General features: G+C 74.1%; 17 protein-coding genes. All 17 read left to right on the forward strand.

The genetic code is table 11. The features are described from left to right. The first annotated feature begins 1 nt into the window (after position 1). The 17 genes from prcB (at position 2) to B5Y66_RS13735 (ending at position 22,495) form a co-directional block, all read left to right on the forward strand. Positions 2-910: a proteasome subunit beta gene (gene prcB, locus B5Y66_RS13655; RefSeq protein ID WP_079575069.1), complete on the forward strand. Its 909-nt coding sequence runs from the start codon at positions 2-4 to the stop codon at positions 908-910. Next, complete coding sequence (prcA, locus tag B5Y66_RS13660; RefSeq protein WP_079575070.1) at positions 907-1,650, forward strand: proteasome subunit alpha; 744 nt, start codon at positions 907-909, stop codon at positions 1,648-1,650. Before prcB ends, prcA begins: the two co-directional genes overlap by 4 nt. A gap of 43 nt (positions 1,651-1,693) precedes the next feature. Continuing rightward, entirely contained in the window at positions 1,694-3,055 is a 1,362-nt protein-coding gene (gene pafA / locus B5Y66_RS13665; RefSeq protein WP_079575481.1) for a Pup--protein ligase, read from the forward strand. 99 nt (positions 3,056-3,154) lie between these two features. Beyond that, positions 3,155-4,114 (forward strand): FKBP-type peptidyl-prolyl cis-trans isomerase, encoded by a 960-nt coding sequence (locus B5Y66_RS13670; RefSeq protein WP_079575071.1) that lies wholly within the window; start codon positions 3,155-3,157, stop codon positions 4,112-4,114. Positions 4,115-4,161: 47 nt separating this feature from the next. Continuing rightward, the gene (gene hisF / locus B5Y66_RS13675; protein WP_079575072.1) at positions 4,162-4,935 is read left to right on the forward strand and encodes an imidazole glycerol phosphate synthase subunit HisF; all 774 of its coding nucleotides are present in this window, start codon (positions 4,162-4,164) and stop codon (positions 4,933-4,935) included. A 10-nt stretch (positions 4,936-4,945) separates the two neighbouring features. Beyond that, positions 4,946-6,907, forward strand: coding sequence for an ABC transporter ATP-binding protein (locus tag B5Y66_RS13680; protein ID WP_079575073.1), 1,962 nt, complete (start codon positions 4,946-4,948; stop codon positions 6,905-6,907). After that, positions 6,904-8,703, forward strand: coding sequence for an ABC transporter ATP-binding protein (locus B5Y66_RS13685; RefSeq protein ID WP_079575074.1), 1,800 nt, complete (start codon positions 6,904-6,906; stop codon positions 8,701-8,703). Before B5Y66_RS13680 ends, B5Y66_RS13685 begins: the two co-directional genes overlap by 4 nt. A 70-nt stretch (positions 8,704-8,773) precedes the next feature. Next, the gene (gene hisI, locus B5Y66_RS13690) at positions 8,774-9,166 is read left to right on the forward strand and encodes a phosphoribosyl-AMP cyclohydrolase (RefSeq protein WP_079575075.1); all 393 of its coding nucleotides are present in this window, start codon (positions 8,774-8,776) and stop codon (positions 9,164-9,166) included. Between the two features lie 123 nt (positions 9,167-9,289). Continuing rightward, positions 9,290-10,843 (forward strand): anthranilate synthase component I, encoded by a 1,554-nt coding sequence (locus B5Y66_RS13695; RefSeq protein WP_079575482.1) that lies wholly within the window; start codon positions 9,290-9,292, stop codon positions 10,841-10,843. Positions 10,844-10,876: 33 nt separating this feature from the next. Continuing rightward, the gene (locus tag B5Y66_RS13700; RefSeq protein WP_079575076.1) at positions 10,877-11,611 is read left to right on the forward strand and encodes a Trp biosynthesis-associated membrane protein; all 735 of its coding nucleotides are present in this window, start codon (positions 10,877-10,879) and stop codon (positions 11,609-11,611) included. 41 nt (positions 11,612-11,652) lie between these two features. Then, positions 11,653-11,931, forward strand: coding sequence for an HGxxPAAW family protein (locus B5Y66_RS13705; RefSeq protein WP_079575077.1), 279 nt, complete (start codon positions 11,653-11,655; stop codon positions 11,929-11,931). Positions 11,932-12,128: 197 nt separating this feature from the next. Then, on the forward strand, positions 12,129-12,953 hold the full coding sequence (gene trpC, locus B5Y66_RS13710) for an indole-3-glycerol phosphate synthase TrpC (protein WP_079575078.1): 825 nt from the start codon (positions 12,129-12,131) through the stop codon (positions 12,951-12,953). 161 nt (positions 12,954-13,114) lie between these two features. Next, positions 13,115-14,434: a tryptophan synthase subunit beta gene (gene trpB, locus B5Y66_RS13715; RefSeq protein WP_079575079.1), complete on the forward strand. Its 1,320-nt coding sequence runs from the start codon at positions 13,115-13,117 to the stop codon at positions 14,432-14,434. Next, positions 14,431-15,282 (forward strand): tryptophan synthase subunit alpha, encoded by an 852-nt coding sequence (gene trpA, locus B5Y66_RS13720; RefSeq protein ID WP_079575080.1) that lies wholly within the window; start codon positions 14,431-14,433, stop codon positions 15,280-15,282. Before trpB ends, trpA begins: the two co-directional genes overlap by 4 nt. Further along, positions 15,279-16,346, forward strand: a complete 1,068-nt coding sequence (lgt, locus tag B5Y66_RS13725; RefSeq protein WP_079575081.1) for a prolipoprotein diacylglyceryl transferase — start codon at positions 15,279-15,281, stop codon at positions 16,344-16,346. The genes trpA and lgt overlap by 4 nt, the downstream gene beginning before the upstream one ends. Positions 16,347-16,467: 121 nt before the next feature. Further along, positions 16,468-21,036, forward strand: a complete 4,569-nt coding sequence (gltB, locus tag B5Y66_RS13730; RefSeq protein ID WP_079575082.1) for a glutamate synthase large subunit — start codon at positions 16,468-16,470, stop codon at positions 21,034-21,036. Next, positions 21,029-22,495, forward strand: coding sequence for a glutamate synthase subunit beta (locus B5Y66_RS13735; RefSeq protein WP_079575083.1), 1,467 nt, complete (start codon positions 21,029-21,031; stop codon positions 22,493-22,495). The genes gltB and B5Y66_RS13735 overlap by 8 nt, the downstream gene beginning before the upstream one ends. The last annotated feature ends 18 nt before the right edge of the window (positions 22,496-22,513 follow it).

A 22,513-nucleotide genomic window follows, 5' to 3' on the forward strand; every position in this document is an offset into this window, starting at 1 on the left:
CATGACCAGCGCTGACACCTCGGGACGCCTGCCGGACGCGTTCCTGCGTCCCGGCTCGTCCTCGTTCGTGGACTTCCTCGCAGGGCACGCGCCCGACCTGCTGCCCGGGCGCCGGGACATCGGCGGCGCCGGCGTGTCTGCCGAGGGCCTGGCGCCGCACGCGACCACCATCGTGGCCCTGACGTTCGGCACCGACGAGGGCGGCCGGGGCGTGATCATGGCGGGCGACCGCCGGGCCACCGCTGGCAACCTCATCGCCAGCCGGGAGATGGAGAAGGTCTTCGCCGCGGACGCCTACTCCGTGGTCGGCATCGCCGGCTCGGCGGGCGTCGCGATCGAGCTCGTCCGGCTGTTCCAGCTCGAGCTGGAGCACTACGAGAAGATCGAGGGCTCGCTGCTGTCCCTCGACGGCAAGGCGAACCGCCTGTCGACGATGATCCGCGGCAACCTCCCGCTCGCCCTGCAGGGGCTCGCGGTGGTGCCGCTCTTCGCCGGCTACGACCTCGACCGGGGGTACGGGCGCCTGTTCAGCTACGACGTCACCGGCGGCCGGTACGAGGAGCACGACCACCACACGGTGGGCTCGGGCTCGGTCTTCGCCCGCGGCGCGCTGAAGAAGCTGTGGCGTCCCGGGCTCGACGCGGACGCCGCGGTCGCGGTCGCCGTCGAGGCGCTGTACGACGCGGCGGACGACGACAGCGCGACCGGTGGACCGGACCCGGTGCGCCAGATCTGGCCCGTGGTGACGGTGGTGACCGCCGACGGCGTGCGCCGGACGGACGACGACGAGCTGGCGGCGACGGTCGAGCGGATCGTCGCCGAGCGTGGGGCGGCCCACCGCGCCGCCCACGGTGATCGCCCGGCCGGCGGCGGCGTCCGCTCGGGACAGCAAGGAGGTGCGCGCGCATGACGATGCCGTTCTACGTCTCGCCCGAGCAGCTGATGAAGGACCGGGCGGACTTCGCCCGCAAGGGCATCGCCCGGGGCCGGTCCGTCGTCGTGCTCGCCTACGAGGGCGGGATCGCGTTCGCCACGGAGAACCCGTCGCGTGCGCTGCACAAGATCTCGGAGATCTACGACCGCATCGCGTTCGCCGCGGTGGGCAAGTACAACGAGTTCGAGAACCTGCGCGTGGCCGGTGTGCGCTATGCGGACCTGCGCGGGTACTCCTACGACCGCACCGACGTCACCGCGCGCGGGCTCGCGAACGCCTACGCCCAGACCTTGGGCACCGTGTTCACCACGGAGTCCAAGCCGCTCGAGGTGGAGCTCGTCGTCGCGGAGGTCGGGGCCACCCCCGCCGCCGACCAGATCTACCGGCTGTCGTACGACGGGTCGGTGGCGGACGAGCACGGGCACGTCGTGATGGGCGGGCAGGCAGAGCAGCTGGGCGCGCGGGTCACGGCGGCCTGGCACGAGGGGATGTCGCTGACCGAGGTGCTCGCGCTGGCGGTGCGCACGCTCGGCGCGGTGGGCACGGACGGTTCGGTGGCCGCCGAGGGCGAGGAGCGCGAGATCGCGCCCACCGGCCTCGAGGTGGCGGTGCTGGAGCGTGCGGGCCGGCGACGGGCGTTCCGGCGGCTGCAGGGCGCCACGCTGGCCGGCCTGCTCGAGCGGCCGGACGGCGGGAACGGGCCCGACCAGGGCTGAGCAAGACGGGTCGTGAGCAGGGCCGAGCAGAGTGGAGGGCACCGTGGACCGCAGGATCTTCGGGCTGGAGACCGAGTACGGGGTGACGTGCGCGGCGGACGACGGGCGCGGCCTGTCCGCCGACGAGGTGGCGCGCTACCTGTTCCGCAAGGTCGTGGCGTGGGGGCGGTCGTCGAACGTCTTCCTGCGCAACGGCTCCCGCCTGTACCTCGACGTCGGGTCGCACCCCGAGTACGCGACGGCGGAGTGCGACGACGTGCACCAGCTCGTGGCGTACGACCGGGGCGGGGAGCGCATCCTCGAAGGGCTGGTCGCGGACGCGCAGCAGCGGCTGGAGCACGAGGGTCTGTCGGGCAAGGTGCACCTGTTCAAGAACAACACCGACTCCGCGGGCAACTCCTACGGCTGTCACGAGAACTACCTCGTGCGCCGGCAGGGCGACTTCGCCCGCCTGTCCGAGGTGCTGGTGCCGTTCCTCATCACCCGGCAGGTCCTCACCGGGGCCGGCAAGGTCCTGGCCACGCCGCGCGGCGCCGTCTACTGCCTCTCCCAGCGCGCCGACCACATCTGGGAGGCGGTCTCCAGCGCCACCACCCGGTCCCGGCCCATCATCAACACGCGCGACGAGCCGCACGCCGACGCGGAGAGCTACCGTCGGCTGCACGTCATCGTGGGGGACTCGTCGATGGCGGAGCCGACGACGATGCTCAAGGTCGGCGCCACCGACCTCGTGCTGCGGCTCGTCGAGGCGGGGGTGCCGATGCGCGACCTCACGCTCGAGAACCCGATCCGCGCCATCCGCGAGATCAGCCACGACCGCACCGGCCTGCACCCCGTGCAGCTCGCCAACGGGCGCACCGCCACGGCCGTCGACATCCAGTGGGAGTACTTCCACCGGGTGCGCGAGCACGTGGACGCCCACGCCGGGGCGACGCCCGTCGTCAAGCAGGTCCTCGACCTGTGGGAGCGCGGGCTGCGCGCCCTGGAGTCGGGCGACCTGACGCTCGTGGACCGCGAGCTCGACTGGGTGATCAAGCTCAGGCTCATCGAGCGCTACCAGGCCAAGCACGACCTGGCGCTGGACGACCCGCGCATCGCCCGCCTCGACCTGGCGTACCACGACATCTCGCGCACCGAGGGGCTGTACAACCTGCTCGCCGCCCGCGGCATGGTGGAGCGCGTAGTGACCGACCTGGAGGTCTTCGAGTCCACGGCCGTGCCGCCGCCCACCACGCGCGCCAAGCTCCGCGGCGACTTCGTGCGCGCCGCCCAGGAGGCGCGGCGGGACTACACCGTGGACTGGGTGCACCTGAAGCTCAACGACCAGGCGCAGCGGACGGTGCTGTGCAAGGACCCGTTCAAGAACGTCGACGAGAGAGTGGATCGGCTGATCGAGTCGATGTGACGTCGGTCGGGCCGCGTCGGTCGGGCCGCGTCGGGCGGGCCGGGCGAGCGGGGACGGACCGGCACCTCTCTCGTCGGGCGGGCATGGCAAGATGACGCGGTGCTCCGCCGTCTCACCCTCCTGATCTCGCTGCTGCTCGGCGGCGCTCTCGTGCTCGGCGGGTGCGGCTCGTCGCTGCTGGGGGACGTGCCGACGACGGCGCCGTCAGCGACTCCCGTGCAGGTGTCGGGCGCGGTGGGGGAGCCGCCGTCCCTCCACTACGACCAGCCGTACGACGTGACGCGCCAGGGCGCGCGGACCGTGTGGCCGGGATCCGGCGAGCCGGTGGTGGACGGCGAGCCCGTGCTGCTGAACATGTACGCGGAGGACGGGCGCGACGGCTCCGTCATCTCCTCCACGTACATCGACGCCCCGGCGTGGTACACGATGTCGCCGGAGTCGCTCGGCTCCAACCTCTACGACACGCTGCGGGGCCAGAAGGTGGGCGCGCGCATGCTCCTGCTCGAGGAGGACGACGGCGTGCCCGTGATCCTCGTCGTCGACGTGCTGCCGACGCACGCCGCGGGCGCCGAGGTGGCCGTGGCCGACGACCTGCCGACGGTCGAGCGGGCCGACGACGGCGCGCCCCGGGTCCGGGTGCCGAAGAAGTCCGACCCGCCCTCGGACCTGCAGGTGCAACCCCTGCTGCGGGGCACGGGGCAGCAGGTGCAGGTGGGTCAGGTGGTCACCATGCGCTTCACCGCGGTGCGGTGGAGCGACGGTCGGCAGTTCGACACCACCTGGACGCCCGGCACGCGGCCGCAGTCCGCGACGGTCGGGATCGGCCAGCTGGTCGACGGCCTCGACCAGGGGCTCGTCGAGCAGACCGTCGGGTCGCAGGTGCTTCTCGTGGTGCCCCCGAGCCTCGGCTACGGTGGCACCAGCAGCGACCTCGCCGACGAGACCCTGGTCTACGTCGTGGACATCCTGGACGCGCACTTCCAGGTCACCGAGGACGAGTCGACCGGCCAGGGCAAGGGCGACGACGGCGGCGACCCGGAGAAGACCACCGGCGAGTAGCCGGCGAGAGCAGCGACGACAGCAGCAGAAGGAAGGGTGAGTCCCGCATGTCCGTGGCCGTCCGCGTGATCCCGTGCCTCGACGTCGACGACGGAAGGGTCGTCAAGGGGGTCAACTTCACGAACCTGCGCGACGCGGGGGACCCCGTGGAGCTCGCCTCCCGGTACGACCGCGAGGGCGCCGACGAGGTGACGTTCCTCGACGTGTCCGCGTCCTCGGGCGACCGCGCCACGATGGTCGACGTCGTGCGACGCACCGCCGACCAGGTGTTCGTGCCGCTCACGGTGGGCGGCGGGGTGCGCTCGACCGACGACGTCGACCGCCTGCTGCGCGCCGGCGCGGACAAGGTCGGCGTCAACACCGCCGCCATCGCGCGGCCGGAGCTCGTCGCGGAGATCGCGGCGCGGTTCGGGCGCCAGGTGCTCACCCTGTCGGTGGACGCCCGCCGGGTCACGGGGGAGACGGTCACTCCGTCGGGCTACGAGGTCACGACGCACGGCGGCCGCCGCGGCACCGGGATCGATGCCGTCGAGTGGGCGGCGCGGGCCGCGCACCTGGGCGCGGGCGAGATCCTGCTCAACTCGATGGACGCTGACGGCACCACGTCGGGCTTCGACCTCGAGATGCTCGCCGCCGTGCGCGAGAAGGTCGACGTGCCGCTGGTGGCGTCGGGTGGCGCGGGCGTCCCGGAGCACTTCGTCGCCGCGGCCCGGGCGGGTGCGGACGCCGTGCTCGCCGCGAGCGTCTTCCACTTCGGCGCGCTGTCGATCGGCCAGGTCAAAGAGGCCCTCGCCGCCGCGGGCATCGAGGTGCGACAGTGAGCGGCTGTCGATGAGCGGCAGACCCGCCCCCGGCGGCGCCCGCCGGGCCGGTACCGGCCAGACGACCCTCACCGGGTCGAGGCTGCGCCGCTCGGCCACGCTCGTGTGGCGCGGCATGCGCTCCGAGCCGCGCCTGTACGTGCTGGCCGTGGGCGCGTCGGCCGTGTTCGGCGCCGCCACGGTGGCGGTGAGCCGCGCGGTCGGCTGGGCTACCGACGCGGTCGTCGTCCCGGCGATCGCGGGCGACCCGGCCGCGCAGGACCGCATCTGGGTCGCCGGCCTCGTGCTCGCCGCGGTGGCGTTCACGCTCGCGCTCGGCGTGGCCGGCCGGCGCATCTGGGCCGGATACGGCTTCGCCTCGATCCAGGCGCACCACCGGCGCGGGCTGTCGCGGCAGTACCTCCACCTGCCGGTCTCGTGGCACCGCGCCCACCCGGCGGGGCGTCTGCTGTCGGCGGCGAGCGCCGACGTCGAGGCCGCCACCGGCGTGTTCAACCCGCTGCCGTTCGCCCTCGGGGTCGTGGTGATGATCGCCGTGGCCACGGGAATGCTGCTCGCGGTGGACGTCTGGCTCGCCGTCGCGGCCCTGCTGGTCGTGCCCGCGGCCGTCGCCGCGAACGTCGTCTTCCAGCGCCACATGACGCCCGCCGTGACGCGCGCCCAGCAGCTGCGCGCGGAGGTGGCGGACGTGGCGCACGAGTCGTTCGAGGGCGCCCTCCTGGTGACGTCGCTCGGCACGGCCGACCGCGAGGAGCGCCGGTTCGCCGAGCGCACGGACGCGCTGCGCGCGGCCAACGTGCGCGTGGGCACCGTGCGGGCCGTGTTCGATCCCGTCATCGAGCTGCTGCCCTCCCTCGGCACGCTGGCCGTGCTGGGCGTGGGCACGTGGCGGGCGTCCACGGGCGCGGTCGACGCAGGGGACGTCGTGACGGCCGCGTACCTGCTGACGCTCATGGCGGTGCCGGTGCGCGCGTTCGGCTGGGTGCTGGGCGAGCTGCCGCGCGCCCTGGTCGGCTACGACCGGATCGCGGGCATCCTCGACGCCCCGGCGTCGCTCGTACCCGGCGCGGCGGCGCTGCCGCGCGGCGCCGGCGGACTGGCGCTGCGGCTCGACGGCGTCGGGGTCGACGTCCCTGCGGCCGGCGCGACGGCCACGCTGCTCGACGGGATCGACCTCGAGGTCGCGCCGGGGGCCACCGTCGCCGTGGTCGGGAGCACGGGGGCCGGCAAGACGACGCTGGTCTCGCTGTTCGCCCGGCTCAGCGACCCGACCCGTGGCCGCGTGCTGCTCGACGGCGTGGACGTGCGCGACCTGGCCGCGGGGGAGATCCCCGCGCAGGTGGCGCTCGTGACGCAGCAGACGTTCGTCTTCGAGGACACGGTGCGCTCCAACGTCACGCTCGCCGACCCCGGCGACGACGGCGCCCCGGACGACGCCGCCGTCTGGGACGCGCTGCGCGTCGCCCGGGTCGACGACGTCGTGCGCGACCTCCCGGGCGGGCTGGACGCGCCCCTGGGGGAGCGCGGCGCCAACCTGTCCGGCGGGCAGCGGCAGCGGCTCGCCGTGGCGCGGGCGCTCGTGCGCCGCCCCCGGTTGCTCGTCCTCGACGACGCCACGTCGGCGGTCGATCCGCGGGTGGAGGGGGAGATCCTCGGCTCCCTCTCGGCGGCGCGCGGCGACGGGGCACGCGGCGCCACGACCGTCGTCATGGTCGCCTACCGCATGTCCTCCGTGGCGCTGGCGGACGTCGTCGTGCACCTCGAGGGCGGTCGCGTGGTGGACGTCGGTCCGCACCCGGACCTGCTGGCCCGCGACGCGGGGTACCGCGCCCTCGCCACGGCCTATGAGCGGGAGACCGCGCGCCGGGCGCGCGAGCTCGCGGACGAGGCGGCCGCGGGGGAAGCGGTGCCGGGCCTGACGACCGCGGACGACCTGGTGCCGGACGAGACGTCGCTGGAGGACACGCCGTGAGCGCCACCCGGATCGCCGCCGCCAGCGAGCTCGGCGTGCTCGCGACGCTGCGCCGTGGCGTGCAGATCTCCCCGCAGATCGTCGACGGCATGTGGCTCACCCTGGCGCTCGCCGTCCTGGCGGCCGCGGGCCGCGTCGTCGTGCCGGTCGCCGTGCAGCGCACGATCGACGACGGCATCCTCGCTGCGGGCGGCCCCGACGCCGGGCAGGTGGCCCTGCTGACGGGCCTCGCGGCGGGGGCCGTCGTCATCGCCGGGCTGTGCACGGCGGTGGTCAACGTGCGCCTGTTCCGCCGTACCGAGGCGGGGCTCGCCGCCCTGCGGGTGCAGGCGTTCCGGCACGTGCACGACCTGTCCACGCTGGCGCAGGGCACCGAACGACGCGGCGCGCTGGTGTCACGCGTGACCTCCGACGTCGACACGATCTCCTTGTTCGTGCAGTGGGGCGGCATCCAGCTGCTCGTGTCCACCCTGCAGGTGCTGGTCGCCACGGGGCTCATGGCCGTGTACTCGTGGCAGCTGACCGTCGTGGTCTGGGCCTGTTTCGTGCCGCTCTTCCTCGTGCTGCGCCGCGCGCAGGGGTCGGTGAACCGGGCCTACGCAGCCGTCCGCCAGGCCGTCGGCGCGATGCTCGGCGCGATCTCCGAGGCCGTGGTGGGTGCCGAGACGGTGCGCGCCTACGGCGTGGCCCGTCGCACGGGGCGGCGCGTCGACGCGGCGGTGGAGCACACGCGGGCGACGCAGGCCCGTGCCCAGCTCCTCGTCTCGTCCGTGTTCTCGAGCGGGGTGCTGGTCGCCAACCTGGTGCTCGCCGTGGTGGTCGTGGTGGGCACGCTGCTCGGCGTGGGCGGCGGCCTGACGGCCGGGCAGGTGGTCGCGTTCCTGTTCCTGGTGCAGCTGTTCACCGGGCCGGTGCAGCAGGCCACCGAGATCCTCAACGAGCTGCAGAACGCCGTCGCGGGCTGGCGTCGCGTGCTCGCGGTGCTCGAGACGCCGGTCGACGTGGCGGAGGCCGACGACGCCACGGCGAGCCCCCGCGGCCCGGCCGCGGTGACGCTGCGCGGCGTGCGGTTCGCCTACCCCGACGGGCCCGAGGTGCTGCACGGGGTCGACCTGGAGCTGCCCGCGCGGCGCAAGGTCGCCGTGGTGGGGCGGACGGGGTCGGGCAAGACGACGGTCGCCAAGCTGGTCGCCCGGCTCATGGACCCCACGGCGGGGCAGGTGCTGCTCGACGGCGTGGACCTGCGCCTCCTGACGCTCGGCTCGTTGCGCGAGCGCGTCGTCCTCGTGCCGCAGGAGGGCTTCCTCTTCGACGGCACGGTGGAGCAGAACGTCGCCTACGGGCTGCGGCCGGAGCCGTCGGCAGGCGCCGTCGAGACCCGGGCCCGCGTCGCGCAGGCGGTCGCGTCGCTCGGCCTGTCGGACTGGGTGGCCGGGCTGCCGCAGGGCCTGGACACGCCCGTCGGGCAGCGCGGCGAGGCGCTGAGCGCGGGGGAGCGGCAGCTGGTCGCGATTGCGCGCGCCTACCTCGCGGCGCCCGACCTGCTGGTGCTCGACGAGGCCACGTCGGCCGTCGACCCGGCGGCCGAGGTGCGGATCGCGCGGGCGCTGGACTCCCTCACCTCGGGCCGGTCCACCATCACGATCGCGCACCGGCTCTCGACGGCGGAGGCGAGCGACCTCGTGATCGTCGTCGACGAGGGACGCGTGGTGGAGGTCGGGGGCCACGCTGAGCTCGCCGCTGCGGGCGGCGTGTACGCGCGGATGCACGCGAGCTGGGTGGCGCAGACCCGATGACCCGCACCGCCCGCCCGCCCGCCGCCGGACCCGTGCCCGAGGGCCGCCGCCGACGTGTCAAGATGCTCGGGTGACCACGCCCGCCCTTCCCGGCTCGCCCCTCGACCCCGCGCTCGCGGCCCGGCTCAAGCGCGACGAGCACGGTCTCGTCGCCGCGATCGTGCAGCAGCACGACACCGGCGAGGTGCTCATGCTCGGCTGGATGGACGACGAGGCCCTGCACCGCACCCTCACCGAGGGCCGGGTGACGTTCTGGAGCCGGTCGCGCGGGGAGTACTGGCGCAAGGGCGACACGTCCGGTCACGTGCAGCTGGTGCGGTCCGTCGCGCTGGACTGCGACGGCGACGCACTGCTCGTGCGCGCGCACCAGGTGGGCGCCGCGTGCCACACCGGCACCCGCACCTGCTTCGAGGCGGGCGGCGACCTGGGGGCCGTCGTCGGCCCCGACGCGCCGACCCCGTAAGCCCGTGAGCCCGAACCCGACCAGCCCCGACGCTCCCCAGGAGGACCGGTGACCACCCCCGCCGTCACGCCCCCCGACACCGCCGTGCCCGCCGACCAGGCGGCCCCGGAGACCCCGCGCACCGTGGCGGGCCCCTCGGCGGAGGACCTGGCGTGGGGCGCGACCTGGCCGGGTCTCGGCACGTTCCGGGCGCTGGCCGCCGACCGCCGCGTGATCCCCGTGGTGCGGCGCGTGCTGGCCGACGACGTCACCCCGGTGGGCCTGTACCGCACGCTCGCCCAGGACCGCCCGGGCACCTTCGTGCTGGAGTCGGCGGAGTCGTCGGGCGGCTGGTCGCGCTGGTCCTTCGTGGGCGTGGACTCGCGGGCCACCCTCACCGCGCAGGACGGTCGGGCCGTGTGGCACGGCGACGTGCCCGCCGGCATCCCGCGCGAGGGCGACGTCGTCGACGTGCTCGGCGCGGCGCTCGAGGCGCTGCGCACCCCGCCGATCGAGGGTCTGCCGCCGCTGACCGGCGGGCTCACGGGTGCGCTGGGCTGGGACGTCGTGCGGCACTGGGAGCCGACGCTCCCCGCGAACGCCCCGGACGAGCTCGGGGTGCCGGAGGTGGCGCTGAGCCTCGCGACCGACCTCGTGGCGGTCGACCACCACACGGGGACCGCGTGGCTCATCGCCAACGCGATCAACGGCGACGGCACCGACGAGCGGGTGGACCAGGCGCACGCCGACGCCGTCGCCCGGCTCGACGCGATGCAGGCGCGGCTCGCGTCGCCGGCCCCGCCCGAGCCCACCGTGCTGCGCGGGCCGGACGAGGTGGCCGAGCCGGCGCTGGAGTTCCGGTCCACCCGCGACGAGTTCGAGGCCGCCGTGCGCACCGGCCAGGAGGCCATCCGCGAGGGCGAGGTGTTCCAGGTGGTGCTGTCCCAGCGCCTCGGCCTGGACTGCCCGGCTGCGCCCCTGGACGTCTACCGGGCGCTGCGCACGATCAACCCGAGCCCGTACATGTACTACTTCCGGCTCACCGGTCCGGACGAGCGCGAGTTCTCCGTCGTCGGGTCCAGCCCGGAGACCCTGGTCAAGGTGACCGACGGTCACGTCACGACGTACCCGATCGCGGGCTCGCGGCCGCGCGGGGCGACGGTGGAGGAGGACGTGACGTTCGGGGAGGAGCTGCTGGCCGACCCCAAGGAGCGCGCCGAGCACCTCATGCTCGTCGACCTGTCGCGCAACGACCTCGTCAAGGTCTGTGAGCCGACGTCGGTCGAGGTGGTCGAGTTCATGGCCACCCGCCGGTTCAGCCACATCATGCACCTGTGCTCGACCGTGGTCGGCCGCCTGCGGGCGGGCGCGACGGCGCTCGACACGCTGCGTGCGACGTTCCCCGCGGGGACCCTCTCGGGGGCGCCCAAGCCGCGGGCGATCGCGCTGATCGACGAGCTCGAGCCGGCATCGCGGGGGATCTACGGCGGCACGGTGGGCTACTTCGACTTCGGCGGCAACATGGACATGGCGATCGCGATCCGCACGGCATGCATCCGCGACGGTCGGGCGTGGGTGCAGGCCGGCGGCGGGATCGTCGCGGACTCGGTACCCGCGCTCGAGTACGAGGAGTCGCGCAACAAGGCGGCCGCGGCGGTGCGCGCCGTGCAGCTGGCCGCGCGGTTCCGGGCGCTGTGAGCCGTGCACACGACTGACGGGCAGGACGGATCGATGGACGACGACGCAGCAGGCAGCACGCACGACGCCGGCGAGGGCACCGGGGACCGCGCGACCGGTCGCGGGACGGCGCCGGGCGAGGGCCGCACCCCGGGCCGCGGGCCGCTGCGCACGCGGTCGCGCGCGGTGTGGTCGGTGGTGGCGGTCGGCGGGCTCACGCTCGCGACGGCGTCGCCCACCTGGGTGAGCACGACGGTGTCGACGGCCCTGGAGCCCACGGTCGACGTCGCGGTCACCGGGACGACCGCGGCCCCCGCCGTCGGCGCGGCCGCGCTCGTGGTCGTCGCGGGAGGCGCGGCCCTGGCCATCGCCGGGCGCGTGGCGCGCTGGGTCGCTCTGGTCGTCGTGGCGCTCGCGGGGGCGCTCGCCACCGCCTCCGCCGCCGCCGTGCTGCTCGACCCGCTCCCCGCCGCGACGTCGGGGGCCTCCCAGACCGCGGGGGTGACGGACCTCACGTCGCCCGTCGTGGTCGCGGTGTGGCCGTGGCTGACGGCCGTGCTCGGCGCGGCGGCGGTGGTCGTCGCGGCGCTCGCCGTGGTGGGGGCGCCCGCCTGGGGTGCCACGTCCGGGCGGCACGAGCGCGCCGACGCCGTCCTCCCCGCGGACGGGGAGGACCCGGGCGCCGGGCCGGCGGCGACCGGGGGCGGGTCCGCCGCTCCTGGTCAGCACGACCCCCACGACGCGTGGGACGCGCTCTCCCGGGGAACGGACCCGTCGGCGGACCGCTAGGCTGGACCGCGCACCACGTCACGAAAGGGCATCACATTCCAATGACCGACAACCGCAACGCCGAGGTCGCCTACCTGCCCCCGGCCGTCCCGCCCACGAACCACGGCCACACGACCGCCGCGTGGTCGGCGATGATCGGCATCATGCTGGGCGTGGCCGTCGGCGCCGTCGGGATGCTGCCCCAGGTCCCGGACGCGGTCGTCTGGGTCGGCGCCGTGATCGTCGCCGCCTCGCTCGTGCTCGGCCTCGTGCTGCGCAACATGGGATTCGGCCAGACCAAGGACGGCGTGACGCCCCGCCGGACCTCCTCCGGGCACTGACCCTCGGGCCGCGAAGGCCCTGGCCGACCGGCCGCCACGACGACGGCGCGCTCCCGCCACCGGGGGCGCGCCGTCGCCGTGCCCGGGCCGTTCCGGCGGCGTCGTCTCACGGTCGGAGACGTGTCCGGACCGCTTCGCGGACGGGCCTACGATGGCAGGCAGACGTCGGTGCGGCGTCAGGGACGGGGAGGCAGACCATGACGGTCCTGGAGGACATCGTCGCGGGAGTCCGCGAGGACCTCGCGGTGCGCCAGGCGCGGACGTCGCTCGACGAGCTCAAGGAGCGCGCGGCGCGCGTGCCCGGGGCCCTCGAGTGCTGCGGACGCCTGCTCTCGGAGGATCGCGTCGCCGTGATCGCCGAGGTGAAGCGCTCGAGCCCGAGCAAGGGCGACCTGGCGCCGATCTCCGACCCGGCAGCACTGGCCGAGGAGTACGCCCGGGGAGGCGCCAGCGCGATCTCCGTGCTCACGGAGCAGCGGCGGTTCGGCGGCTCGCTCGCCGACCTGGACGCGGTGCGCGCCCGGGTGGACGTCCCGGTGCTGCGCAAGGACTTCGTCGTCACGCCGTACCAGGTGTGGGAGGCGCGGGCCCACGGTGCGGACCTGGTGCTGCTCATCGTGGCCGCCCTGGAGCAGACCGTCCTGACCTCCCTGATCGAGCGGGTGCACTCGCTCGGTATGACGGCGCTGGTCGAGGCCCACACGGCGGACGAGGTGCGCCGGGCGCTGGACGCCGGGGCGCGCGTCGTCGGCGTCAACGCCCGCGACCTCAAGACCCTCGAGGTGGACCGCACGACGTTCGCGCGGCTCGCTCCCCTGATCCCCGACGACGTCGTGCGCGTCGCGGAGTCCGGCGTGCGCGGTCCGCACGACGTGCTCGACTACGCCCGCTCCGGCGCGCACGCCGTGCTCGTCGGCGAGGCGCTGGTGACCGACGGCGCGCCGCGCCGGTCGGTGGCGGACCTCGTCGCGGCCGGGCAGCACCCGGCCCTGTGGTCGGTCCGCCCGGCGGCCCAGCCGTAAGACCTTCCCGGGCGGCCCAGGTCGGGCCGCGCCGGCGACACACACACCGCACAGCACACCACCACACGGCATCGCAGGCGGCCGAGGTGCCGACGACCGGTACCCTCGCCACGACCCAGCAGCGGACCCGCCGAGCGGTGCCGACGAGAGACGGAGGACCCGTGCCCGAACAGCCCGTACGGGAGGCGCTGACCGAGACCCTGGCGCACCAGGTGCTCGGCCGGCTCGCGGACGTCGAGGGCCCGTACTTCGGGCAGTTCGGCGGCCGTTTCGTGCCCGAGGCCCTCATCGCCGCGCTCGACGAGCTCGAGACCGAGTACCGCAAGGCGCTCGGCGACCCCGCGTTCACCGACGAGCTGGCGCGCCTGCACCGCGAGTACACCGGCCGCCCGTCGCCGCTGACCGAGGTGCCGCGCTTCGCGGAGCACTGCGGCGGCGCCGATGCGGGGCACCGGGTGTTCCTCAAGCGCGAGGACCTCAACCACACCGGGTCGCACAAGATCAACAACGTGCTGGGCCAGGCGCTGCTGGTCAAGCGCATGGGCAAGACGCGCGTCATCGCCGAGACGGGGGCCGGCCAGCACGGCGTCGCGACGGCCACCGCCGCCGCGCTCCTCGACCTCGAGTGCGTCGTGTACATGGGCGAGGAGGACACGCGGCGCCAGGCTCTCAACGTGGCCCGGATGCGCCTGCTCGGCGCCGAGGTCGTGCCCGTGACCATCGGGTCACGCACGCTCAAGGACGCCATCAACGAGGCGCTGCGCGACTGGGTCGCGAACGTCGAGAGCACGCACTACCTGCTCGGCACGGTCACGGGGCCGCACCCGTTCCCGGAGATGGTGCGCGAGTTCCACCGCATCATCGGCGAGGAGGCGCGCGAGCAGATCCTCGAGCGCACCGGACGGCTGCCGGACGCCGTCGCGGCGTGCGTGGGCGGCGGGTCCAACGCGCTCGGCATCTTCAACGCGTTCCTCGACGACGAGGGCGTCACCCTGCACGGCTTCGAGGCCGGGGGAGAGGGCATCGAGTCCGGCCGGCACGCGGCCCGCTTCTCGGGCGGTGCCCCGGGCGTGCTGCACGGCGCCCGGTCCTACCTGCTGCAGGACGACGACGGGCAGACGCTGCCCAGCCACTCCGTCTCGGCGGGCCTGGACTACCCGAGCGTCGGGCCCGCGCACTCCTGGCTGCACGACCTGGGTCGCGCCACGTACGAGCCGGTGACCGACGACGAGGCCATGGAGGCGTTCCGTCTGCTGTGCCGCACCGAGGGGATCATCCCGGCGATCGAGTCGGCGCACGCGCTCGCCGGCGCCCAGCGTCTCGGGCGCGAGGCCGCCGAGGCGGGGCGCACCGGCCAGGTGATCCTCGTCAACCTCTCGGGCCGCGGCGACAAGGACGTGGCCACCGCCGCGACGTGGTTCGGGCTGCTCGACGAGCAGGACACGACCGAGCAGGCGACCGCGCCGGAGGGGGACCAGTGAGCACCGCGACCGACACCTCGCCCACCGGCGCGCGCCTCGACGCGCTGCGCACCGAGGGGCGCGCCGCCCTGGTCGGCTACCTGCCCGTCGGCTTCCCGGACGTGGAGCGCTCGATCGAGGCCGTGCTGGCCATGGTCGACGCCGGCGTGGACGTCGTGGAGATCGGCGTCCCGTACACCGACCCCGTGATGGACGGCCCGGTCATCCAGCGCGCCGCCGAGGCCGCGCTCGCGGGCGGCGCCCGCGTGCGCGACGTGCTGCGCGTCGTCGAGGCCGTGGCCGAGCGCTCCGGCGGGCGCGTGCCCGCCCTCGTGATGACCTACTGGAACCCGGTGCTGCGGTACGGCGTGGACGCGTTCGCGCGCGACCTCTCCGGCGCGGGCGGTGCGGGTCTCATCACCCCCGACCTCATCCCCGACGAGGGCGCCGACTGGATCGCGGCCTCGCGGGAGCACGACCTCGACCGGGTGTTCCTCGTCGCGCCGAGCTCCACGCCGGAGCGCCTGGCGCTCACGGCACGGGCGTCGCGCGGCTTCGTGTACGCGGCCTCGACGATGGGCGTCACGGGCACCCGCGACCAGGTGGGCGACCGGGCCGAGCAGCTGGTCGCCGACACGCGCGCGGCCGGGGCCGAGCACGTCTGCGTCGGGCTCGGCGTCTCGTCGGGCGACCAGGCCGCCGAGGTGGGCCGGTTCGCCGACGGGGTGATCGTGGGCTCGGCGCTCGTGCGCCCGCTGCTGACCGACCGGCCCTGGGCCGACCGGCTCGACGGTCTGCGGTCCACCGTGGCGGAGCTCGCCGACGGCGTGCGGCGATCGCGCCGGGCGGTCCCGGGGGCCGCCTCGTGACGCCGACGATCCTCGCGTCCGTCCAGGCGGCGATCCCGAGCCCGTCGCAGCACACCTGGTATCTCGGTCCCGTGCCGCTGCGCGCCTACGCGCTCGCCATCCTCGCGGGCATCGCCGTCGCGATCTGGATCACGACCAAGCGCTGGGTCGCCCGTGGCGGCGACCCCGACGACGTCCTGGACATCGCGTTCTGGGCCGTGCCGTTCGGCATCGTCGGCGGCCGGCTCTACCACGTGATCAGCACGCCGGAGCCGTACTGGGGCGAGGGCGGCGACCCCGTGCGCGCCCTGTACGTCTGGGAGGGCGGCCTGGGCATCTGGGGCGCCGTCGCGCTCGGCGCCGTCGGCGCCTGGATCGGCTGCCGCCGCAAGGGCGTGCGGCTGAGCTCCTTCGCCGACGCGCTCGCCCCCGGGCTGCTCGTCGCGCAGGCGGTGGGGCGGCTCGGCAACTGGTTCAACCAGGAGCTCTTCGGGGCCCCGACCACGCTGCCCTGGGGCCTCGAGATCTCTCCGGAGGTCATCGAGCGGCTCAACGCGGACACGGGGACGTCGTTCGTGGCGGGCACGCTGTTCCACCCGACGTTCCTGTACGAGCTGTTGTGGAACCTCGGGGCCGCCGCGCTTCTCGTCTGGCTCGACCGCCGGTACAGGCTCGGTCATGGGCGGGTATTCTGGGCCTACGTCGCGCTCTACACTCTGGGCAGGGTGTGGATCGAGATGCTTCGCATCGACACCGCCGAGCACGTGCTCGGGCTGCGTCTGAACGTGTGGACGTCGATCGTCGTGGGCCTTGCTGCCCTCGTCGCCTTCGTCGTGATCGGCAGGCGCTACCCGGACCGCGAGGACGGTGTCGAGCTGCCCGGTCGCACCCGCGAGGGGCAGGCGGGGGGTCGGGAAGCCGGGGACGACCGGCACGACACCGAGCTTGACACCACGAGCACCGCGCACGCCGGGGCCGCCGTAGGCGCCCCCGGCCGGGACGACGGCCGCGACAGCGGCGGCGGACCGAGACGTGCGGACGCGGACGCTGCCGGACCCGACCAGGGGCCGGCAGACCGCGCCTGAGGCGACACCGACCGGGACACCTCCCGGGCGGGGCCGCCTGATGTTTCCGACGGGCCGACGACGTCCCGACCACCTTTGAGCATGACGCGCCCGCGTGCGGGCGTGCAGGAGGACGGTGTTGATGACCACGCCGCAGCATCGGGTCGCGCGGCCCTCGGCCCAGGGCCTCTACGACCCTGCGTCGGAGCACGACGCGTGCGGTGTCGCCTTCGTCGCGACACTGCGCGGGACGCCCGGCCGCGACATCGTGGACGCGGGCCTGACCGCCCTGCTGAACCTCGACCACCGCGGCGCGGTGGGTGCGGAGGAGAACAGCGGTGACGGGGCCGGGATCCTCACGCAGATCCCGGACGCCTTCGTCCGTGACGTCGTGGCCGCGGAGCTCCCGCCCGCCGGTCACTACGCGATCGGCATGGCGTTCCTGCCGCAGGACCTCGCGGAGGCCGACGCGTGCGCGCGCCGGTTCGAGGCGATCGCCGCGGAGGAGAAGCTCGACGTGCTCGCCTGGCGCGACGTTCCCGTCACGGCCGACCTCGTCGGCCCGACGGCGCGCGCGTCGATGCCCCTGTTCCGGCAGGTCGTCGTGGCGGACCCGTCGCGCGAGCTGTCCGGGCTCGAGCTGGACCGCCGCACGTACCGCCTGCGCAAGCGGGCGCAGAACGAGCTGGACCTGTTCCTCGCGTCGTTGTCGAGCCGCACCCTGACGTACAAGGGCATGCTCACGACGGCGCAGCTCGAGCCGTTCTTCCCCGACCTGAGCGACCCGCGCTACGCGTCGGAGATCGCCCTGGTGCACTCCCGGTTCTCCACGAACACGTTCCCGTCGTGGCCACTGGCGCAGCCGTTCCGCCTCGTGGCGCACAACGGCGAGATCAACACGGTGCGGGGCAACCGCAACTGGATGGCCGCGCGCGAGAGCACCATGGCCAGCGAGGTGCTCGGCGACCTGTCCCCGCTGCTGCCCGTGTGCACGGAGGGGTCGAGCGACTCCGCGAGCTTCGACGAGGTGCTCGAGCTGCTGCACCTGTCGGGCCGCTCGCTGCCGCACGCGGTGCTGATGATGGTCCCCGAGGCGTGGGAGAACCACGCCGAGATGGACCCGGCGCGCCGCGCGTTCTACCAGTACCACGCCAACCTCATGGAGCCGTGGGACGGGCCCGCCTGCCTCACGTTCACGGACGGCACCCTCATCGGCGCGGTCCTCGACCGCAACGGGCTGCGGCCCGGCCGCTACTGGGTCACCGAGGACGGGCTCGTCGTGCTCGCGTCGGAGGCCGGCGTCCTGGACATCGACCCCGCGACGATCGTGCGCAAGGGCCGCCTCGAGCCGGGCCGCATGTTCCTCGTCGACACCGCCCAGGGGCGGATCGTGGAGGACGACGAGCTCAAGTCGCAGCTCGCCGCCCAGCGCCCGTACGGCGAGTGGGTCGCCGGCAACACGATCACGTTGGACTCGCTGCCCGAGCGTGAGCACGTGGCGCACTCGGCCGCGTCGGTCCAGCGCCGGCAACGCGCGTTCGGGTACACCACCGAGGAGCTCAAGGTCCTCCTGACGCCGATGGCGGACACGGGGGCGGAGGCGCTCGGCGCGATGGGGTCGGACACGCCGATCGCCGTCCTGTCGAGCCGCCCGCGGCTGCTGTTCGACTACTTCACGCAGATGTTCGCCCAGGTGACGAACCCGCCGCTGGACTCGATCCGCGAGCAGCTCGTCACGGCGATCGACAGCACGATCGGCCCGGAGCCGAACCTCCTCGAGGAGGTCGCGGGCCACGCCCGCAAGCTGGACCTGCCCTTCCCGGTGCTCGACAACGACGAGCTCGCCAAGATCGTCCGTATCGACCGTGACCCGCGCCTGGAGGGCGAGTTCCGCGCCGGCATCGTGCGCGGCCTCTACGAGGTGTCCGGCGGCGGCCGCGCGCTCCAGGCCCGCCTGGAGGAGATCTTCGCCCAGGTCGACGCCGAGATCGCCGACGGAGTCACGCACATCGTGCTGTCCGACCGCGACTCGGACTCCGAGCTCGCGGCGATCCCGTCGCTGCTGCTGACCAGCGCGGTGCACCACCATCTGCTGCGCCAGGGCACGCGCACCCGGATCTCGCTCGTCGTCGAGGCGGGCGACGTGCGCGAGGTGCACCACGTCGCGCTCCTGATCGGCTACGGGGCGGCCGCGGTCAACCCGTACCTCGCCATGGAGACGGTCGAGGACCTCGCGCTGCGCGGCTACCTGGCTGTCACCCCCGAGCAGGCGGTCGCGAACCTCATCAAGGCGCTCGGCAAGGGCGTGCTCAAGGTCATGAGCAAGATGGGCATCTCGACGATCATGTCGTACCGCGGTGCGCAGATCTTCGAGGCCGTCGGGCTCTCCCACGAGCTGGTCGACGACTACTTCACCGGCACCACGAGCCGCCTGGCCGGCGTCGGCCTCGACGTCATCGCGGCGGAGGTGGCGGCACGGCACGCCGAGGCGTATCCGGCGTCGGGCAACCACGCGCCGCACCAGCGGCTGACGAGCGGCGGCGAGTACCAGTGGCGCCGGGACGGGGAGGAGCACCTCTTCGACCCCGAGACCGTCTTCCGCCTGCAGCACGCGACCCGCACCGGCCGGATGGACATCTTCCGCCAGTACACGCGGCGCGTGGACGAGCAGTCGCGCCGGCTGATGACGCTGCGCGGCCTGCTGCGGTTCACCCCCGACCGGGAGCCGGTGCCGATCGACGAGGTCGAGTCGGTCGCCGAGATCGTCAAGCGGTTCAACACCGGGGCGATGTCGTACGGCTCGATCTCCGCGGAGGCGCACGAGACGCTCGCGATCGCCATGAACCGCCTCGGCGGCCGGTCCAACACCGGCGAGGGCGGCGAGGACCCGGAGCGCCTGTACGACCCGGAGCGCCGCTCGCGGGTCAAGCAGATCGCTTCCGGCCGCTTCGGTGTGACGAGCGAGTACCTCACGAACGCGGACGACATCCAGATCAAGCTCGCGCAGGGCGCCAAGCCGGGTGAGGGCGGCCAGCTGCCCGGGCCCAAGGTCTACCCGTGGGTCGCGAAGACCCGGCACTCGACGCCGGGCGTCGGCCTCATCTCGCCGCCGCCGCACCACGACATCTACTCGATCGAGGACCTGGCGCAGCTCATCCACGACGCCAAGAACGCCAACCCGGCGGCGCGCGTGCACGTCAAGCTCGTCTCCGAGTTCGGCGTCGGCACCGTGGCCACGGGCGTGTCCAAGGCGCACGCGGACGTCGTGCTCATCTCGGGCCACGACGGCGGCACGGGCGCGAGCCCGCTCACGTCGCTGAAGCACGCGGGCACGCCGTGGGAGATCGGCCTGGCCGAGACCCAGCAGACCCTCGTGCTCAACAACCTGCGCGACCGCATCGTCGTGCAGGTCGACGGGCAGATGAAGACCGGGCGCGACGTCGTCGTGGCCGCGCTGCTGGGGGCCGAGGAGTTCGGCTTCGCCACCGCGCCGATGGTCGTCTCGGGCTGCGTCATGATGCGCGTGTGCCACCTGGACACGTGCCCGGTGGGCGTCGCTACGCAGAACCCGGAGCTGCGCAAGCGGTTCACGGGCAAGCCGGAGTTCGTCGTGAACTTCTTCGAGTTCATCGCGCAGGAGGTGCGCGAGCACCTCGCGTCGCTCGGCTTCCGTTCGATCGAGGAGGCGGTCGGCCACGTCGAGGCGCTCGACACCCGCAAGGCCGTGGACCACTGGAAGGCGCAGGGCCTCGACCTGGCCCCGGTGCTCGCCACGCCCGAGATCACGCCGGGCACGACGCTGCACCAGGTGGCGACGCAGGACCACGGCCTGGCCAAGGCGCTCGACAACCACCTGATCGAGATGGCGCGCCCCGCGCTCGAGGACGCGTTGCCGGTGCGGATCGAGCTGCCGGTGCGCAACGTCAACCGCACGGTCGGCACGATGCTCGGCCACGAGGTGACCAAGCGGTACCGGGGGGCCGGCCTGCCCGACGACACGATCGACGTGACCCTCACGGGCTCGGCCGGTCAGTCGCTGGGCGCGTTCCTGCCGGGCGGCGTCACGCTGCGCCTGTTCGGCGACGCCAACGACTACGTCGGCAAGGGCCTGTCGGGCGGCCGGATCGTCGTCCGCCCGGACCGCTCCGCGGTGCTCGAGGGGGCGGCGAACGTGGTGGCCGGCAACGTCATCGGCTACGGCGCGACGTCGGGCGAGGTGCTGCTGCGCGGCCGGGTGGGCGAGCGCTTCGGTGTGCGCAACTCGGGTGCGACGCTGGTGGTGGAGGGCGTGGGCGACCACGGCTGCGAGTACATGACGGGCGGCACCGTGCTGGTGCTCGGCCCGACGGGCCGCAACTTCGGCGCCGGCATGTCGGGCGGCGTCGCGTACGTGCTCAACCTGCGCGACGTGGCGATGAACACCCAGGCGGTGGCGAGTGGCGAGCTCGAGGTGGGCCCGCTGGACGACGCCGACTGGGACCGCGTGCGCGGCCTCCTGGAGCGGCACCTGGAGGAGACCGGCTCGCCCGTGGCGGCCGAGCTCCTCGAGGACGACGGTGCCCGAGCGCGGTTCTCGCGCGTCCTGCCCGCGGGCTGGGCCCGCGTGCGCGCCGCGCTGGCCGACGCCGAGGCCGCAGGGAAGACGCTGGGCGAGGGCGACGACTTCGACCCGGCGATGTGGGAGCAGATCATGGAGGTGGCGCGTGGCTGACCCCCGCGGATTCCTGAAGGTGCGGGAGCGCGAGCTCCCGCCGAACCGCCCGATCGAGGTGCGGCTGCGTGACTGGAAGGACACGCACGCCCATCGCGAGGAGGGGCAGGCGTTCCTCAAGGAGCAGGCGGGCCGCTGCATGGACTGCGGCATCCCGTTCTGCCACCAGGGCTGCCCGCTCGGGAACCTCATCCCCGAGTGGAACGACCTGGTGTGGCGCGGCCAGTGGGCCGACGCCGTCGAGCGCCTGCACGCGACCAACAACTTCCCGGAGTTCACCGGTCGCGTCTGCCCGGCCCCGTGCGAGACGAGCTGCGTGCTGGGCATCAACCAGCCCGCCGTGACGATCAAGAACGTCGAGGTCTCGATCATCGACGAGGCGTTCGAGCGCGGCCTGGTCACGCCGCAGGTGCCGCAGCGGCTCACGGGCTCCACCGTGGCCGTCGTCGGTTCCGGCCCTGCCGGCCTCGCCGCCGCGCAGCAGCTCACGCGCGCCGGCCACACGGTCGTCGTGTACGAGCGCGACGACGCGATCGGCGGCCTGTTGCGCTACGGCATCCCCGACTTCAAGCTCGAGAAGATGCACATCGACCGCCGCCTGGAGCAGATGGAGGCCGAGGGCACCCGCTTCCGCCCGGGTGTCGCCATCGGGCGCGACATCACCTGGGACGCGCTGCGCCGCCGGTTCGACGCGGTCGTGGTCGCCACCGGCGCCACAGTGCCGCGCGAGCTCGCGGTGCCCGGGCACGAGCTGGGCGGCGTCCACTTCGCGATGGACTTCCTGACGCCGGCGAACAAGGCCGCGGCGGGGAACCCGGTCGGCGGCGCCCCGTCGGCCGAGGGCAAGCACGTCGTGATCATCGGTGGCGGCGACACCGGCTCGGACTGCTTGGGCACGTCCTTGCGGCAGGGTGCGGCCAGCGTCACGACGCTGGCGATCGGCAAGAAGCCCTCGCTGGACCGCCCGGCGAGCCAGCCCTGGCCCACCGACCCGATCGTGTTCGAGGTCTCGACGTCCCACGAGGAGGGCGGGGAGCGCAGCTACCTGGCCTCGACGGTAGAGTTCGTGGGCGGCGAGGACGGGAACGTCCGGGCCCTGAAGGTCGCGGAGACCGAGTACCTGGCGGACGGCCGCCGGGCACCCAAGGAAGGTACCGAGCGGGAGATCCCGGCGGACCTGGTCCTCATCGCCATGGGGTTCACCGGTCCGGAGACCGGCGAGCTCGTGACCCAGACCGGCGTGGAGCTCACCACCCGCGGGCTGGTCCGGCGTGGCGACGACTACGCGACGAGCCTGCCCGGCGTCTATGCGACGGGTGACGCGGGCCGTGGGCAGTCGCTGATCGTCTGGGCGATCGCGGAGGGCCGCGCGACGGCGGCCGCGGTCGACGCCTATCTGCAGGGCGGCTCCGAGCTGCCCGCGCCGGTGGGCCCGCGGACCGTCGCGCTGCGAGGATAAGTATGAAGACCGGGTGCC

Origin of the sequence: Krasilnikoviella flava (assembly GCF_900167525.1) — a bacterium.
Lineage (GTDB): Bacteria > Actinomycetota > Actinomycetes > Actinomycetales > Cellulomonadaceae > Isoptericola > Isoptericola flavus.